This is a genomic window from Mesorhizobium sp. Root157 (assembly GCF_001427385.1).
In the GTDB taxonomy this organism is placed as follows: Bacteria; Pseudomonadota; Alphaproteobacteria; order Rhizobiales; family Rhizobiaceae; genus Mesorhizobium.
Map to the genome: position 1 here is coordinate 58,347 of NZ_LMGJ01000003.1, position 15,402 is coordinate 73,748.

Sequence of the window (15,402 nt, forward strand, 5' to 3'; positions counted from 1 at the left end):
GCTTCATCATCCGGGGAACAAGATGAAATTGCCGTTGCTCGCCGTCACGTTCTGCCTTTCCATGTCGGCTGCTGCAATGGCCGGACCCGCTTCGGATGCGGTGAAGTTCTTCTATTCTCCCGGAAAGTTCGTGGCGGACGCCGACTATCGCGACCGGTTCGTGGAACCTGTGACGAAGCTTTTCGAACAGAACGACAAGGCCATGGACAGCGCCGATGCCATTCCCTGCATTGATGCCGACCCTGCGCTGGATGCGCAGGATTTCGATCAGGGCGAATTATCGAGGACGCTAAAGCTTTCGGAGGCGGTGAGTGGAGACTCGGCGGAGGTCACCGCCACGTTCAGCTTGTTCCCGGATGGCGAAGGAGCAGAGCGCGAAATGGTGTGGTCGCTGAAGAAGATCGGCGGCAAGTGGAAAGTCGCCGATATCGCCTCGAAGACCAATGGCTGGCGCTTGAGCGATCTGGAATGTGTTTCAGGTCAGGTGGAATAAACAGGACTGCATCGCGCCCGGCTTCTATTCCGTTCCCTCGCTCACCCCCGGCCCCGATAAGGCGCCACGCCCGTATCGGGAAGCCAGGCCCCTTCGGGCGGCGCGCCGGTCTGCCAAAAGACATCGATAGGAATGCCACCGCGCGGATACCAGTAGCCGCCGACGCGCAGCCACAGCGGCTTGGTGGCGGCGACGATACGCCGGCCTATCATGATCGTGCATTCCTCATGGAACGCGCCGTGGTTGCGGAACGACACCATGAACAGCTTCAGTGACTTCGATTCAACCAGCAAGGCGTCCGGCGCGTAGTCTATGACGATATGGGCGAAATCCGGTTGCCCGGTGACTGGACACAGCGAGGTGAATTCCGGACAGGTGAAGCGCACGATGGCCGGCGGGCCGTCGCCGCGCGTGAACGGAACGGTCTCCAGCACGGCCTGGTCTGGGCTGTCCGGCGTCACGACCCTGGTGCCGAGTTGGATAAGGTGTTCACTCTCTGTCATGGGATGCTCTAAGGTTTTGGGGCAGGTACCGGATGGCACAGCCAGCATCGATCATAAAGTGAGAAAATGATGGCCAACAACAATCCGCTCAGCCAGCTCTAGCAGATGAAGCAACTGACGCCGAAGAACCGCGTCATGTCGACCAGCCATGGGTATGCGCGACTAGGCTTTGCCAACTATCAGGCGACGCCGCCGTGGACGACCTTGAGCTTCCCGGTCTTTGGCTGACGACGGGATTCCAACCATTCCCGCGCCTGTTCCTGCGGCATCGGGAAGGCGATGGAATAGCCCTGCACCTGGTCGCAGCCAATTGCCATCAGTGAGTTCAACTCGGCTTCGGTTTCCGCACCCTCTGCGATGATCGAGATACCGAGTCCGCGCGCCAGTTCGGTGATGGCGCGCACAATCTTGGAATTGTCGCCATTCTCGTTGATGCGTTGAACAAAACGGCGGTCGATCTTGAGGCGGTCGATCTCGTTCGGGTTGACGTGGCTCAGCGAAGCGTAGCCTGTACCGAAATCGTCAAGCTCAAGATTCACTCCGGCGGCGCGGATATGGCGCAATTTTGCCGCGATGCCCGTCTTCTCGTCGTCGAGAATGACAGATTCCACGATTTCCAGCGATAATTTCTGAGGGGGCAAACCTGCGCGCTCCAACGTGTCGAACAGGAAGGCGTCGAAGTCGACTTCGCGCAGTTCCCCGCCTGAGACGTTGACTGCAAGGCGGCCAAACGGAATGCCTGCCCGGTACCATTCGGCTGCCTCGTTGATCGCCTTGGTGATAACGATGCGGCCGACGCCGGACATGTAGCCGCATTTTTCCGCAATCGGAATGAATTCGCCGGGCGAAATCATGCCGCGTTTGGCATGCTGCCAGCGCACCAAAGCCTCCACGCCGGTGATCCTGCCGTCAATAAGCGAGATCTGCGGCTGGAAATAGACCTGGAACGCCTTTTCGGCGATGGCGATACGGATATCCTGTTCGAGTTGCTTGCGGTTTTCGAGTTCGTGCCGCAGCTCCTCCGAAAAGAAGGAGAAGGCGCCGCCGCCCTGCTTTTTGGCGCAATAGAGCGCCAGGTCGGCATGAACCAGCAGATCCTGCGCATTGTCCGCATCGACCGGATACACGGCGATGCCGGCGCTCGCGCCGGGGAAAATGGTCACGCCCTGGAAGGCGACCGGTTCGTTGATGTTGGACAGGATGCGGGTTGCCAGCATGTCGATATCCTGCGTGGTGCCGGCACCATTCAGCACCATGACGAACTCATCGCCACCAAGCCTTGCGCACAAATCCGAGCCGCGGCAGGAATCGCGCATGCGCTGCGCCGTGACCACAAGCACATAGTCGCCCGCGGCATGGCCCAGTGAGTCGTTGATCTGCTTGAAACGGTCGAGGTCGAACTGGATGACGGCGATGCGTTCGCGGCGTCGCTTGGCGCCCTTGATCAAAGTGTCGAAATGGTCGGTCAGGAAGCTGCGATTGTGCAGTCCGGTCAGTCCGTCATGCACGGCGATAAAGGCCATGGAGTTGCGGGCATCAACCAGTTCGTGCGTCTTGCGCAGGATGGCGTTGGACATGGGCCGAAAGATGAACAGCGCGACCATAACCAGGACACCGAGTGTCGCGAAGAACAATTTGCGGTGCAGGTCGAGCAGGCTTTGCGACCGCGTGTTGGCCTGATCGCCGAGCCTTGTGCCAAGCTCGGCGTAGCCGGACAGGGTGGCATTGGCAACCGAAGCATCAAGTGGCACGCTGCCATTCCCGCCCTTGTAGCCTTGCCCTGTCTGGCCGATATTCAGCTTGGTTTCGAAGGCGGAAACCAGGCGCCGGCCGTTGGCGGCAAGGCTGACGGTGAAATAGTCGAGATGAAAGGGCTTCGAAAACAGTACGTTTTCGATCGAGTCCGTATTCAAGCGGATCGGAGATTCGGAATTTGCTCCAGTTCTGTCGAGCAGGAGATCGTAGTTCGTTTCGAACTGGTCGGTCGCATCCTTGAGCGCCATGACCAGTGCCGGCTGCTTATCCCTGTTCGACGTTTCTGTGGCGCCGGCCAGGAAGACGATGCGCTGTGACAGGGTTTTTTGCGTCGATACGATGTCAAGCAGCGCCTTGTCACGCTGTTGCGCCGTCATCATCTGCTGCAGCAGGATGAACGAGGCCAGAGCCATCGCTGCTATGATCAGCAGGGCGATCCAATATGCACTTTTGACGAGGAAGACGAGCCTGCCTGAGACGGCTTGGACTGGCTGCTGCGACATGCTCCGGGACGCTTTCGATCATGCGGATTCCACTAGTCGGCACCCTCGCAGAGATAGGTTAACAGGACGAGAAGCCGGCGTGTTGACGGGCCAAAGGTAACCAGAAACTGACGGAATGGTTATCGCCTGCTTTCGGTGGTCGATTCACTTTTCATTTGTTTGCCAATTCTCACGCTCGCGCCTATGTCACGAGCAGCCGCCGCGGGGATTCGGTCTCCGTTCACGATCGCTTTTGGAATGGATTTTTCAGCTGTGCGGCGCGACAGTCGGGCCGCCAATCAGGACCAGATCATGACAGCAGCATTCCTTTCCCATCTCGACAGCGAACTCGAGGGCTTGAAGGCGGCAGGGCTTTACAAGTCCGAACGGGTCATCACCTCGATGCAATCGGCAGAAATCGAAGTCGGTGCCCAAAAGGTCCTGAACTTCTGCGCGAACAACTACCTGGGCCTGGCCGACAGCGCCGAGTTGAGGTCCGCAGCTACCAAGGCACTAAACCGGTATGGATATGGCATGGCCTCGGTGCGCTTCATCTGCGGCACTCAGGAGGAGCACAAGCAACTGGAGGCGCGGATTTCCGGTTTTCTCGGCATGGAGGACACGATCCTCTACGGGTCCTGTTTCGATGCCAATGGCGGTCTGTTCGAGACGCTGCTGGGCGAGGAGGATGCCGTGATTTCCGATGCCCTGAACCACGCCTCGATCATCGATGGCGTGCGCCTGTCGAAGGCCAAGCGCTTCCGCTATGCCAACAACGACATGGCGGCGCTTGAGGAAGAACTCAGGAAGGCCGAGGGCAGCCGCTTCAAGTTGATCGCCACGGACGGCGTGTTCTCGATGGACGGCATCATCGCCAACCTTCGAGGCGTCTGCGATCTGGCCGAAAAATACGGCGCCATGGTGATGGTCGATGACAGCCATGCAGTCGGCTTTGTCGGCAATAACGGACGTGGTTCAGCCGAGCATTGTGGCGTCGAGGGCAGGGTGGACATCATCACCGGCACGCTCGGCAAGGCGCTGGGCGGGGCATCGGGCGGTTATACATCCGGCAAGCGGCAGGTGGTGGACTGGCTGCGGCAACGCTCGCGGCCTTACCTTTTCTCGAACACGCTGATGCCGGCCATTGCCGCAGCCTCGATCCGCGTGCTGGACCTTGTCGCGCAAGGCGACGGTTTGCGACGCAAGCTTTACGACAATGCAACCCGCTTCAGGACCGAAATGGGCAAGCTGGGCTTTACGCTCGCCGGCGCCGACCATCCGATCATCCCGGTGATGCTTGGAGACGCGGCCTTGGCGCAGGAAATGGCGGCGCGCATGCTGAAGCGCGGTATCTACGTCATCGGCTTCTCGTTCCCCGTCGTGCCGAAGGGGCAGGCACGTATCCGCACGCAGATGTCGGCGGCGCATTCGAGCGCGGACATCGATCGCGCCGTGGAAGCATTCGGCGCGGTCGGCCGTGAACTTGGTGTGATTGCCTGAGCCAACTCAATTTCTTGCAAGGATAAATCGATGTCGAACATGATGCGGGCGCTGGTGAAGGCAAAGGCCGAGCCGGGGATCTGGATGGAGCAGGTGCCGGTTCCTGAGATCGGCCCCAACGATGTTCTCATCAAGGTGAAGAAAACCGCGATCTGCGGCACCGACGTTCACATCTACAATTGGGACCAGTGGGCGCAAAAGACGGTGCCGGTGCCGATGGTGACCGGCCACGAATTCGTTGGAACTGTTGCGGATTTCGGTGCAGCGGTGACGGAGTACAAGATTGGCCAACGCGTTTCAGGCGAGGGTCATATCGTCTGCGGCCATTGCCGTAACTGCCGCGCGGGCAGGGGGCATCTGTGCCGCAACACGCTGGGCGTCGGAGTGAACCGGCCAGGCGCGTTCGGCGAATACCTCGCCATCCCGCAGCACAATGTCGTTCCGATCCCCGACGACGTGTCCGATGAAATCGCCGCCATCTTCGACCCGCTTGGCAATGCCGTGCACACGGCGCTGTCATTCGACCTCGTCGGCGAGGACGTTCTGGTCACTGGCGCAGGCCCCATCGGCATCATGGGCGCATTGGTGGCGCAGTGCGTCGGCGCGCGAAAGGTGGTCATTACCGACATCAACCCGGTACGGCTGGAACTGGCAAGGAAACTCGGCGTGCAGCACGTCGTCGACGCCTCGAAGGAAAAGCTGAGAGAGGTCATGCCGTCCCTTGGGATGACGGAAGGATTCGACGTGGGGCTTGAGATGTCCGGAGCGGCACCGGCTTTCCGCGACATGATCGATGCCATGAACAATGGCGGCAAGATCGCCATTCTCGGCATCGCACCGACCGGCTTCGAGATCGACTGGAACAAGGTCATCTTCAAGATGCTGCATCTCAAGGGCATCTACGGGCGCGAGATGTTCGAGACCTGGTACAAGATGATCGCACTGGTTCAGGGGCCGCTCGATGTCTCGGGGCTGATCACGCACCGCATCGGCATCGATGACTACATCACCGGCTTCGAAGCGATGCGAGATGGCAGCGCCGGCAAGGTGGTCATGGATTGGTGAGGCCGCGCCTCTGCGTTGCCACGCCCGGAGTTTGCTCCGCCTGGCTATTGTCAAAGAACGCTCCCTTTTTGGGGAGAAGCCGGGAAGCGGGCGCGGGCCGTGCCTCCTAATTGAAACTAACGGCGCGGTGATCCCGCGCCCGCCAGTGTTCTTCCCTCAACCGGCGCAACGGCCATGCGGTGGATAGATACCCGCCGGCACACGATGCCCGGTTCGAGGGCCGGACTTGGGGGCTCATCACCCAGCCGCCTACCGCAGACGACCAGCCCGGCACCGTCGCTCTTCTCGAATACCCGGTGCGCATCCGAGTTCCCGCAAGAGCGATGGCAGGATTATGCGAGACGATGGAGAGGATGTGGACAAACTCGCAACTGCGGTGCTTGCGGAAATCGGATAAGTCTCGGGGCCGAAAGCGTTCTTTTCCCGATGCCGGCGATGCCGGCGCAGCAATCTTCCCACACATGCCGCAAAACAAGCAGCAACGGGGTCTGGAACCTCAATCTCTACCGAACTTCGCTTCCAGCGCGGCAAGGCCAACCGTCAACGCCGCCTGTTCCGACCGCGTAAGCCTGCTTAGCATTTGCGCCTCGAACCGCTTCGCAAGCGGAACCATGTCCCGATAGGCTTCGGCACCGGCTTTGGTCAGCGTCAATTGTTCAAGCCTGCGGTCGTCACTGTCCGGCACGCGCAGCAGCCAGCGCCGCCGCTCCAGTTCCGCAACAGCGCGCGATACCTTGGTCTTGTGCATGGCCGACTGTTCCCCAAGAGCCGTCGCGGTCATCGTGCCGTTTTGGCCAAGACCGGCCAGAACGCGCCACTCCGGTCGCGTCAGGCCCAGCCGATCCTTGTAGATTCTGGAAAATTCGCGGCTGACCAGATCGGCGAGATGGTAGAGCCGGTAGGGCAGAAACGCTTCAAGATCGAGAATTTCCGGCTCCATCCGCTCTTCTGCTCCCGCCTATATCTGCAACGGCCATGTCGTTGATAGTTACAAAATCAATGGTTACAAATGCAACCGATTTGGCAAGCTGCCTGACCGCCACGGAGGATGCAATGGCCTTTTCCTATATGCCGGGCTTCGGCAATGATTTCGAAACCGAGACGCTGCCAGGATCGCTGCCGCAAGGCATGAATTCGCCGCAACGGCCGGCTTACGGCCTCTATGCCGAACAACTGTCCGGCTCGCCGTTCACCGCACCGCGGGGGACAAATGAGCGCTCGTGGCTCTACCGTATCCGCCCGAGCGTCAAACACACCGGGCGCTTCAAGGCGTTGAACCATCCGCTTTGGAAGACCGCGCCCAATATTGGCGACCACGAATTGGCACTTGGGCAGTATCGCTGGAACCCGGTGCCGATGCCTGCCGAACCCACCGACTTCATTTCCGGCATGCGCACGATCACTACGGCTGGCGATGCGCTAGGCCAGTCGGGCATGGCGGCGCACGTCTATGTCGCCAATCGCTCGATGGTAGACGACCATTTCTTCAACGCCGACGGCGAACTGCTCATCGTGCCGCAGATCGGCCGCCTCAACTTCATTACCGAGATGGGCGTGATCGAGATGAAGCCGGGTGAGATCTGCGTGCTTCCGCGCGGCCTGGTGTTCAAGGTTGAACTGGTGGACAAGGAGGTTCGCGGCTATGTCTGCGAAAACTACGGCGCCAAGTTCACCATGCCCGACCGCGGGCCGATCGGCGCCAACTGCCTTGCCAATCCGCGCGATTTCAAGACGCCGCGCGCCTGGTTCGAGGAAAAGGAAACGCCTTGCCGGCTGATCGTGAAATGGTGCGGGGCTTTCCATGTCACCGAACTTGATCAATCGCCGCTTGATGTCGTCGCGTGGCATGGCAACTATGCGCCGTATAAATATGATCTTGCTACATTTTCTCCTGTTGGCGCAATCCTGTTCGATCATCCCGACCCATCGATATTCACCGTGCTGACCGCCCCGAGCGGCGAAGACGGCACGGCCAATGTCGACTTCGTGATCTTCCCGCCCCGCTGGCTGGTTGCGGAAAACACGTTCCGGCCACCCTGGTATCACCGCAACATCATGAGCGAATTCATGGGCCTCATCCACGGCCAGTACGACGCCAAGGAGGAAGGCTTCGTGCCCGGCGGCATGAGCCTGCACAACATTATGCTGGCGCATGGCCCCGATGCGCCGGGTTTCGAAAAAGCCTCGCGGGCGGAGTTGAAGCCGCATAAACTTGAGAACACGATGGCCTTCATGTTCGAGACTCGATTCCCCCAGATGTTGACGCGCTATGGCGCCGAACTGCCGACCCGGCAGGACAACTACATCGACTGCTGGAAGGGTTTGAAGAAGCGCTTCAACGGCACGCCGGAAGGCGACTGGAGTTGACGTTTCCATCCGGGGAAGGGCGACGAACCAATTCGACCGCCCGACGGTGAAATGTGGTGGCATTGTCGTGCGATTCCGCGCAGGGTGACACGGAGAGGGACCCCATATGAAGCTTGCTACCTTGAAGGACGGATCGCGGGACGGGAAACTGGCCGTCGTTTCACGCGATCTGACGCGATACACCGATGCGTCATACCTGGCGCATACGCTGCAGGCGGCGCTGGACGACTGGGCGCGCATAGCACCCCATCTGGCCACGCTTTCGGAATCGCTGGAGAGCGGCGCGGTGCCTTCGGCGCGCTTTCACGAGCACAAGGCACATTCGCCGCTGCCGCGCGCCTATCAATGGGTGGACGGGTCTGCCTACGTCAACCATGTCGAACTGGTGCGCAAGGCACGCAACGCCGAAATGCCGGCAAGCTTCTGGACCGATCCGCTGATGTATCAAGGCGGTTCGGACAGTTTCATCGCGCCCCGCGACAATATCCATATGGCGGACGAGGCCTGGGGCATCGACATGGAGGCTGAGGTCGCTGTCATCGTCGACGATGTGCCCATGGGTGCCACTATAGACGAAGCGCGCAATGCCATCCGCCTGATCATGCTCGTCAACGATGTTTCGTTGCGCGGTCTCATTCCGGCAGAACTCGGCAAGGGCTTCGGCTTTTTCCAGTCGAAGCCGTCATCAGCCTTTTCGCCGGTTGCGGTCACGCCTGACGAATTGGGGGATGCGTGGGACGGCGGCAAGCTTCACCTGCCGCTGGCCGTCGACCTGAACGGCAAGCCGTTCGGCCGTGCCAACGCCGGGGTCGATATGACATTCGATTTCCCGACATTGATCGCCCACGCCGCCAGGACGCGACCGTTGGCTGCCGGCAGCATCATTGGATCGGGCACGGTTTCCAACAAGCTCGACGGGGCCGCCGGCAAGCCGATAGACGCAGGCGGTGCCGGCTATTCCTGCATCGCCGAGATGCGGATGGTCGAGACCATCGAAGGCGGCGAAGCGAAAACGCCGTTCCTGCGCTTTGGCGACACCGTACGTATCGAAATGAAGGACGCTTCCGGCCGCTCGATCTTCGGCGCCATCGAACAGACGGTGGAGAAGAACAAAAGCTGATTGCCGGCGCGGTCGGGCTACAAGCCCGGAGGGCCAGGAGATGACCTTGATCGATCATTTCCGCCGCATGGCGCGCAACAATCTATGGTCGAACGACCGCCTGTACAGGGCCGTGCTGGCGCTGCAGCCGGGTGAATTCGAGGCCAGGCAAACCAGTTTCTTTTCCTCGATCAAGCAAACGCTCAACCACATTCTCGCGGTCGATCATCTTTATCTGGATTTTCTGGAGGAAGGGCCGCTTGGTGCCGCCGCATATGACGGCTTCATTCCGTTCGAGGATGCCCCGGCGCTATCGAGGGCGCAGGCTGCCGCCGATCGAAGGCTGCTGACGTTTTGCGAGACGATCGAGGCAGGCGCGCTCGACCGGCGCGTTGTCACGGATCGCCGTGAAGACGGCAAAATTCCGGAGCGTATCGGCGATCTGCTCGCCCACCTTTTCATCCACCAGATCCATCATCGCGGGCAGGTGCATGCGATGCTGGCGGGCACGTCTGTTGCGCCGCCGCAACTGGACGAATTCTTCCTCGACTACGATTTCAAGCTCAGGCGAGCGGAGGTCGAACGGCTGGGTTTGTGAGATGCCCGACCTCGTTAGAGTTTACTCTGCCGCCTGGACCTTGATGACGCCGCGGCGGATCTGGTCTTCCTCGATCGATTCGAACAAGGCGCGGAAATTGCCTTCGCCAAAACCTTCGTCGCCCTTGCGCTGGATGAACTCGAAGAAGATCGGGCCGATGACGGTCTTGGAGAAGATTTGCAGCAGGATCTTGGTCATGCCGCCGTCGACGACGCCTTCGCCATCGATGAGGATGCCGTGCTTCTTCATCCGCTCGATCGGCTCGTCATGGCCGGTGACGCGCTCGCGGCTCTTTTCGTAGTAGGTGTCGGGCGGACCGGGCATGAACTTCAGCCCGTTGCTGTCCAGCCTGTCGGTCGCGTCGTAGATGCCGTCGGTGCCGACGGCGATGTGCTGGATGCCTTCGCCATTGTATTTCTTCAGATATTCGACGATCTGGCTGGTCTCGTCCTTGGATTCGTTCAGCGGAATGCGGATCTTGCCGCAAGGCGAGGTGATCGCCCTGCTGACCAGGCCGGTGATGCGCCCGTCGATGTCGAAATAGTGGATCTGCCTGAACCCGAACAGTTCGCGATAGAAATCCCACCATTTGTCCATGTTGCCGCGGTAGACGTTGTGGGTGAGATGGTCGAGATAATAGAAGCCGACACCCGTCGGCCTTGGATTGCGCTCACCCAGCCACTCGAACTCCACATCGTAGGCCGAGCCCTTGGCGCCGTATTTTTCGATGAAGTAGATCAGCGAACCGCCGATGCCGACGATGGCCGGCACGTCGAGCGCCTTGTCGTTGCCCTGATAAGGTGTGGCGCCCTTGGCCACCGCATGGTCGAAGGCGCGTTTGGCATCGACGACGCGCCAGGCCATCGAGGCCGCGCAGGGGCCATGCTGGTCGACGAATTTCATCGCGTGCGAGCCTGGCTCGGCATTGACGATGTAGTTGATGTCGCCCTGGCGCCAGACTGTGATGTTCTTGGTGCGGTGTTTGGCGACAGGCGCGTAACCCATGCGGGCAAAAAGATCGGCAAGCTTTTCCGGTTCGGAATGAGCGAACTCGACGAACTCGAAACCGTCGGTGCCGGCCGGGTTTGCCGTGGTGATTTTTGCCGGCGGGGCGTCGTGCGGGAAGGGACCCATGGCATATCCTCCAATGCGGATGCGGCCCGAACAGGACCATTCCACACATTGTAATCCCGGCAGGGCGCATGGTGCTTGCATTCGCACGCTTCAGATGATGAAATCGCGCACGGTTTGTGTATGGATGTCAGGGTACATGCGATGGATGAGCGGATTGATCAATTCGACCGCAAGATATTGGCGCTTCTGCAGGGTGACGCGCGGCTGACGAACAATGATCTGTCGGAGCGAGTGAACCTGTCGCCGTCGCAGTGCTCAAGGCGTAGGCAGCGGCTGGAGGAGGGCGGCTATATTCGCGGATACCGCGCCATACTTGACCGCGACAGGCTGGGTTTTTCGCTGGTCAACGTCATTTCGGTGACGCTCGCCACCCACAACCGCGACAATGCAAGGCGTTTCGGTGAACTACTGGCGCGGCTGCCGGAAGTGCAGGAGGCGCACGCGCTGACCGGCGAGATGGACTACATCCTCAAGGTCGTCACACCCGACCTGAAATCGCTATCGGAATTCGTCAACGGCGTGCTACTGCCGCACGAATCCGTGCAGCACGTGAAAACGGCGATCGTGCTGGAGACGCTGAAGGAAACCGGCGCGCTGCCAATCTGAGCGCGCCGTCGATTGCCTCGTCAGCCCTTGGCTTGCTGGGCCGCGGCGAAGAGGTTGGTGCTGCGCGCGCCGGAGCGGCAATAGGCAAAGACCGGTCCCGGCAGTTCATCAAGCGCCTTGCCATGGTCCGCGACATTGTCGGCAGTCATCTGGCCGCTGATGACGGGAATGTAGCGGAAGGTAAGCCCAGCCGCTTCGACCGCCGCCCTGACTGCCTCGTGCGACGGCTGGTCGGGCTGTTCGTTGTCCGGCCGGTTGCAGATGACGCTCTTGAAGCCGGCCGCCTTGATGGCGGCGACCTCTTCCGGCGCAATCTGGCCGGAAACCGAATAGTCTTCACTGATCTGGCGGATGTCCATTTTCGTCCTCGTGGTCGTTCGCCTGCGCGTGTCGGCGCAGTCTTGCCACTCCCCGTGGCGAGGGGCAATGACGAAATCCGGATCGTGGAAAACTTTGCTGCCGCAGCCAGTCACGGCAGCAAACCATGCTCAGCTTCCCAGGATCGCGCCTTTGATTTCGCCGATATTGTTTTTCATCATGTCGATATAGGTAGCGGCGGGACCGTCCGGTTGCGAGAGCGCATCGGAATAAAGCGTGCCGCCGACCTTGACGCCGGTTTCATTGGCGATCTGCTCGATGAGGCGCGGGTTGGAGATGTTTTCCACGAAGATCGCAGCGGCACTGTGCTGCCGGACCTGTTCAACGAGTTTGGCGACGTCCGCTGCCGAAGGCTCTGCATCCGTCGAAAGGCCTTGCGGCGCGAGGAACCGCAAGCCGTATTCGTGCTCGAAATACCCGAACGCATCGTGCGACGTGATGACGACGCGCCTGGCCTTGGGGATCGAGGCGATGGTTTGCCGGATTTCCGCGTCCAGCGCGGCGAGTTTTGCGGTGTAGGCGTCGGCATTGGCCCTGTAGGTTTCGCAGTCTTCAGCGTCGGCGGCACAAAAGGTATCGGCGATGTTCTGCACATAGATATTGGCGTTGGCCACGGACTGGAAGGCGTGTGGATCGGTCGGGCCATGATCGTGACCCTGGTGATTTTCTTCGTGCTCATGGTCTTCATGCCCGGCCGCAGCGCCTTCGGGTTCCTCTGCGAATTCCGGACCGAATTCGATGGAGGCAACTCCCCTGGTCAGTTCGACGATGGCGGCCTTGGTTGCGCTGGCGTTCACCAAGCGCGTCAGGAAGCCTTCGAAATGCAGGCCGTTGACAAGCACCACGTCGGCTTTGGCCATAGCCGCCGCATCCGCCGGTTTGGGCTCGTAGACATGCGCATCGCCATCGGGGCCGACCAGCGTCGTGACCTCGACCCTGTCACCGCCGACGTTCTTGGCAAAATCGCCGATGATGGAAAAGCTTGCGACCACCTTGAGCGGCTCGGCTGATGCTGCGGAGTTTGCCGTTGCAATAAATGTTATAACGCTCAGTGCGAGGGCGGCAGAAATGGCTCTCATTATCGGCAAAACTCCCTTTGGATCAGGCGGTTCTGTGGCGCTGGTGGACGATGCGGGCGCGCAGCGCCCCACGCGTCCCGAACAAGACGGATATGAAATAGACGACGCCCGCTGCAAGGATGATCGCCGGACCGGACGGCAGCGAGGCGTGATAGGACAAAAGCAGGCCGGCAATACAGGAAGCAAAGCCGATCGCCACGGCCAGAACGCACATCGGCTCGACGCGCGTTGCCCAGAAGCGGGCAGCGGCGGCAGGCAGCATCATGAGGCCGACCGAAAGCAGTGTGCCTAGTGCCTGAAAGCCGCCGACAAGGTTGAGTACGACCAAGCCGAGGAAAACGAAGTGCACCGGACTGCCCAACCGGCTGACCGATCGCAGGAAAAGCGGGTCGAGGCATTCCGCAACCAGCCCACGCCAGAAGAAGGCAAGGCTGGCAAGCGTGACCACGACAATTCCGCCTATCAAGACAAGCGCCTCGTCGTTGAGGGCGAGCACGGTTCCGAACAGGACATGCATCAGATCGACGCTGGAGCCGCGCATCGATACCATCAGCACGCCGACGGCGAGCGAGATCAGGTAGAATGCCGCCATCGAGGCGTCTTCGCGCTGGATGGTGAAGCGCGAGACTGCGCCGGCACCCAGCGCCACGATGGCGCCGGCAATCAAACCGCCGACCGTCATCGGCAGGATTTCAAGCCCGTAAAGCAGGAAGCCCGCCGCAGCGCCGGGCAAAATGGCGTGAGCCATGGCATCGCCGGTCAGGCTCATACGCCTCAGCATGAGAAACACACCGACCGGGCAGGCACCAATCGACAACAGCAACGACCCGAACAGCGCCCGCTGCATGAAGGCGAAATCGACAAAGGGCGCAATAAGGAAGGCATATGCGGCACTCATGATGCCGCCCTCGTGTCGTGGTCGTGATGGTCGTGCGGGCCGTCAGACTGTTGGTCGCGACAATGATCGTGGGTATCGCCAGACGGTTCGCACCAAGGTGCATCTTCTTCCCAAGCCTCATGGAAGCGGCGGGCACGCAGCAGATTTTGGGGATGGAGAGCCCGGCCGGTCGCCTCCCATGCCACCGGGTTGCGGGCAAGCAGGAGCGTCCGCGGAAAATTCTGCCGCACCAGGTCAAGGTCGTGGGCTACGACAAGGACGGTGCGCTGTTCGCCATGCCAATGCTTGATCAACGCCAGCAGGTCACCGACAGTCCTGGTATCGACGGCATTGAAGGGCTCGTCGAGCAGGATAAGGTCCGCATCCTGGACCAGAACGCGCGCAAACAAGGCGCGCTGCAACTGGCCACCGGACAGGGTGTCGAGCGACCGTTTTTCGAAGCCGGCAAGGCCGACCGCTCTCAAGGCATCGCTGACCGAAGCGCGGTCGTCGGCCGTATAGCGGCCGAGCAAGCCACGTTTCGGCCACAGGCCAAGCGAGACAAGGTCGACGACACGGGCAGGAAAGGTGCGATCCAGTTCGGATTGCTGCGGCAGGTAAGCGATGCGCGTCCCCTCCGCCTTGGTCACGCTGCCGGCCATCGGCTTCAGGGCACCGACAATGCCCTTCATGAGGGTCGATTTTCCGGAACCGTTGGCGCCCACGACCGCCGTCAGCGAACCTTTTTCTACAACGCCGTCGAGGTGATGCACGGCCGGATGGCGGCCGTAACCCAGCGTGAGATCGCGGAAGGTGAGGCAAGCCTGTGTCATGCGATCCGGCGCAGTTCATTAGAGGTAACAGTGAAATATGTGATGTTATTACATATGTCAACAAGCCGGTGATCCAAAAATGCGACGGACCAAAAGGGCCCATGGATCGAAGTCCGGCAGCTATTGGCGTGCGCAGGGCTTGCCCCTCGGCGACGCAGTATCTACACAAGCGCTTCCTGAAGCCTGACCAGGCGCAATCAAGTGAAGAAGGGAAGAAACATGAGCATTCGCCGTATCGATGTGGGCCCGCGCATGAGCCAGGCCGTTGTCCATGGCAACACCGTTTATCTTGCCGGCCAGGTTGGCGAAGGCGAGGGCGTCGAGGCCCAGACAACGGACATCCTCGCTTCGATCGACAAGTTGCTGGCTCAGGTTGGCTCGGACAAGACCAAGATCCTGCAGGCAATAATCTGGCTTGCAGACATGAGCGATTTTGGCGCGATGAACAAGGCTTGGGAAGCCTGGGTTCCGCAGGGCCACACGCCGGCCCGCGCGACCGGTGAAGCCAAGCTCGCCGCCCCGAAATACAAGGTGGAAATCATCGTCACCGCCGCGATCTGACAGAGCATCGGACCCGAAAAGCGGAATCCGGTTTTCGGAGTATTCCGACGCTCATTCAAAGTGATGGATCGT

The 15,402-nt window shown here is 60.4% G+C and carries 16 protein-coding genes; 8 read left to right on the plus strand and 8 right to left on the minus strand.

Annotated features, from left to right (window positions below; translation table 11 throughout):
• Positions 1 to 22: 22 nt before the first annotated feature.
• The gene (locus ASD64_RS03570; protein ID WP_056100803.1) at positions 23 to 493 is read left to right on the plus strand and encodes a DUF3828 domain-containing protein; all 471 of its coding nucleotides are present in this window, start codon (positions 23 to 25) and stop codon (positions 491 to 493) included.
• A 41-nt stretch (positions 494 to 534) separates the two neighbouring features.
• On the opposite strand, the gene queF is transcribed toward ASD64_RS03570, so the two are convergent.
• Together queF and ASD64_RS03580 are read right to left on the minus strand one after the other, a co-directional pair.
• A complete protein-coding gene (gene queF, locus ASD64_RS03575) occupies positions 535 to 996 on the minus strand; it encodes a preQ(1) synthase (protein ID WP_056100806.1) in 462 nt (153 codons plus the stop codon).
• Between the two features lie 179 nt (positions 997 to 1,175).
• The gene (locus tag ASD64_RS03580) at positions 1,176 to 3,254 is read right to left on the minus strand and encodes a putative bifunctional diguanylate cyclase/phosphodiesterase (RefSeq protein WP_056100810.1); all 2,079 of its coding nucleotides are present in this window, start codon (positions 3,252 to 3,254) and stop codon (positions 1,176 to 1,178) included.
• A gap of 291 nt (positions 3,255 to 3,545) precedes the next feature.
• Between ASD64_RS03580 and ASD64_RS03585 the strand changes: the two genes are divergently transcribed.
• Together ASD64_RS03585 and tdh are read left to right on the plus strand one after the other, a co-directional pair.
• Entirely contained in the window at positions 3,546 to 4,733 is a 1,188-nt protein-coding gene (locus ASD64_RS03585) for a glycine C-acetyltransferase (protein ID WP_056101498.1), read from the plus strand.
• A 30-nt stretch (positions 4,734 to 4,763) separates the two neighbouring features.
• Positions 4,764 to 5,798, plus strand: coding sequence for an L-threonine 3-dehydrogenase (gene tdh / locus ASD64_RS03590; RefSeq protein ID WP_056100813.1), 1,035 nt, complete (start codon positions 4,764 to 4,766; stop codon positions 5,796 to 5,798).
• Between the two features lie 496 nt (positions 5,799 to 6,294).
• On the opposite strand, the gene ASD64_RS03595 is transcribed toward tdh, so the two are convergent.
• The gene (locus ASD64_RS03595; protein ID WP_056100816.1) at positions 6,295 to 6,738 is read right to left on the minus strand and encodes a MarR family winged helix-turn-helix transcriptional regulator; all 444 of its coding nucleotides are present in this window, start codon (positions 6,736 to 6,738) and stop codon (positions 6,295 to 6,297) included.
• Between the two features lie 113 nt (positions 6,739 to 6,851).
• On the opposite strand from ASD64_RS03595, the gene hmgA reads away from it, so the two are divergent.
• From hmgA to ASD64_RS03610, 3 genes are all read left to right on the plus strand, one after another.
• Entirely contained in the window at positions 6,852 to 8,165 is a 1,314-nt protein-coding gene (gene hmgA / locus ASD64_RS03600; RefSeq protein ID WP_056101500.1) for a homogentisate 1,2-dioxygenase, read from the plus strand.
• Between the two features lie 106 nt (positions 8,166 to 8,271).
• Positions 8,272 to 9,285: a fumarylacetoacetate hydrolase family protein gene (locus tag ASD64_RS03605; protein ID WP_056100820.1), complete on the plus strand. Its 1,014-nt coding sequence runs from the start codon at positions 8,272 to 8,274 to the stop codon at positions 9,283 to 9,285.
• Positions 9,286 to 9,325: 40 nt separating this feature from the next.
• On the plus strand, positions 9,326 to 9,862 hold the full coding sequence (locus tag ASD64_RS03610) for a DinB family protein (RefSeq protein ID WP_056100823.1): 537 nt from the start codon (positions 9,326 to 9,328) through the stop codon (positions 9,860 to 9,862).
• Between the two features lie 21 nt (positions 9,863 to 9,883).
• Here the strand turns inward: ASD64_RS03610 and hppD are convergent, their stop codons facing one another.
• Positions 9,884 to 10,996 carry a 4-hydroxyphenylpyruvate dioxygenase gene (gene hppD / locus ASD64_RS03615; RefSeq protein WP_056100827.1) on the minus strand — a complete coding sequence of 371 codons (1,113 nt, stop codon included), beginning with the start codon at positions 10,994 to 10,996 and terminating at the stop codon, positions 9,884 to 9,886.
• A gap of 141 nt (positions 10,997 to 11,137) precedes the next feature.
• On the opposite strand from hppD, the gene ASD64_RS03620 reads away from it, so the two are divergent.
• Entirely contained in the window at positions 11,138 to 11,602 is a 465-nt protein-coding gene (locus tag ASD64_RS03620) for an Lrp/AsnC family transcriptional regulator (RefSeq protein WP_056101503.1), read from the plus strand.
• A gap of 20 nt (positions 11,603 to 11,622) precedes the next feature.
• Here ASD64_RS03620 and ASD64_RS03625 read toward each other — a convergent pair whose 3' ends face one another.
• The 4 genes from ASD64_RS03625 to aztA form a co-directional block, all read right to left on the minus strand.
• On the minus strand, positions 11,623 to 11,961 hold the full coding sequence (locus ASD64_RS03625; RefSeq protein ID WP_056100830.1) for a TIGR01244 family sulfur transferase: 339 nt from the start codon (positions 11,959 to 11,961) through the stop codon (positions 11,623 to 11,625).
• A gap of 129 nt (positions 11,962 to 12,090) precedes the next feature.
• On the minus strand, positions 12,091 to 13,062 hold the full coding sequence (gene aztC / locus ASD64_RS03630) for a zinc ABC transporter substrate-binding protein AztC (protein ID WP_056101506.1): 972 nt from the start codon (positions 13,060 to 13,062) through the stop codon (positions 12,091 to 12,093).
• A 19-nt stretch (positions 13,063 to 13,081) separates the two neighbouring features.
• Positions 13,082 to 13,957 (minus strand): zinc ABC transporter permease AztB, encoded by an 876-nt coding sequence (gene aztB, locus ASD64_RS03635; RefSeq protein WP_056100831.1) that lies wholly within the window; start codon positions 13,955 to 13,957, stop codon positions 13,082 to 13,084.
• Positions 13,954 to 14,769: a zinc ABC transporter ATP-binding protein AztA gene (gene aztA, locus ASD64_RS03640; RefSeq protein ID WP_056100834.1), complete on the minus strand. Its 816-nt coding sequence runs from the start codon at positions 14,767 to 14,769 to the stop codon at positions 13,954 to 13,956. Before aztA ends, aztB begins: the two co-directional genes overlap by 4 nt.
• Before the next feature lie 219 nt (positions 14,770 to 14,988).
• Between aztA and ASD64_RS03645 the strand changes: the two genes are divergently transcribed.
• On the plus strand, positions 14,989 to 15,330 hold the full coding sequence (locus tag ASD64_RS03645) for a RidA family protein (RefSeq protein WP_056100839.1): 342 nt from the start codon (positions 14,989 to 14,991) through the stop codon (positions 15,328 to 15,330).
• Positions 15,331 to 15,402: the final 72 nt, after the last annotated feature.

Bases quoted from the DNA above. Each gene is read 5' to 3' on its own strand.
- aztA (WP_056100834.1), bottom strand. From the start codon at position 14,769: ATGACACAGGCTTGCCTCACCTTCCGCGATCTCACGCTGGGTTACGGC.
- ASD64_RS03645 (WP_056100839.1), top strand. From the start codon at position 14,989: ATGAGCATTCGCCGTATCGATGTGGGCCCGCGCATGAGCCAGGCCGTT.
- queF (WP_056100806.1), bottom strand. From the start codon at position 996: ATGACAGAGAGTGAACACCTTATCCAACTCGGCACCAGGGTCGTGACG.
- ASD64_RS03625 (WP_056100830.1), bottom strand. From the start codon at position 11,961: ATGGACATCCGCCAGATCAGTGAAGACTATTCGGTTTCCGGCCAGATT.
- ASD64_RS03610 (WP_056100823.1), top strand. From the start codon at position 9,326: ATGACCTTGATCGATCATTTCCGCCGCATGGCGCGCAACAATCTATGG.
- ASD64_RS03620 (WP_056101503.1), top strand. From the start codon at position 11,138: ATGGATGAGCGGATTGATCAATTCGACCGCAAGATATTGGCGCTTCTG.
- hmgA (WP_056101500.1), top strand. From the start codon at position 6,852: ATGGCCTTTTCCTATATGCCGGGCTTCGGCAATGATTTCGAAACCGAG.
- ASD64_RS03585 (WP_056101498.1), top strand. From the start codon at position 3,546: ATGACAGCAGCATTCCTTTCCCATCTCGACAGCGAACTCGAGGGCTTG.
- ASD64_RS03595 (WP_056100816.1), bottom strand. From the start codon at position 6,738: ATGGAGCCGGAAATTCTCGATCTTGAAGCGTTTCTGCCCTACCGGCTC.
- ASD64_RS03580 (WP_056100810.1), bottom strand. From the start codon at position 3,254: ATGTCGCAGCAGCCAGTCCAAGCCGTCTCAGGCAGGCTCGTCTTCCTC.
- aztB (WP_056100831.1), bottom strand. From the start codon at position 13,957: ATGAGTGCCGCATATGCCTTCCTTATTGCGCCCTTTGTCGATTTCGCC.
- hppD (WP_056100827.1), bottom strand. From the start codon at position 10,996: ATGGGTCCCTTCCCGCACGACGCCCCGCCGGCAAAAATCACCACGGCA.
- tdh (WP_056100813.1), top strand. From the start codon at position 4,764: ATGTCGAACATGATGCGGGCGCTGGTGAAGGCAAAGGCCGAGCCGGGG.
- ASD64_RS03605 (WP_056100820.1), top strand. From the start codon at position 8,272: ATGAAGCTTGCTACCTTGAAGGACGGATCGCGGGACGGGAAACTGGCC.
- ASD64_RS03570 (WP_056100803.1), top strand. From the start codon at position 23: ATGAAATTGCCGTTGCTCGCCGTCACGTTCTGCCTTTCCATGTCGGCT.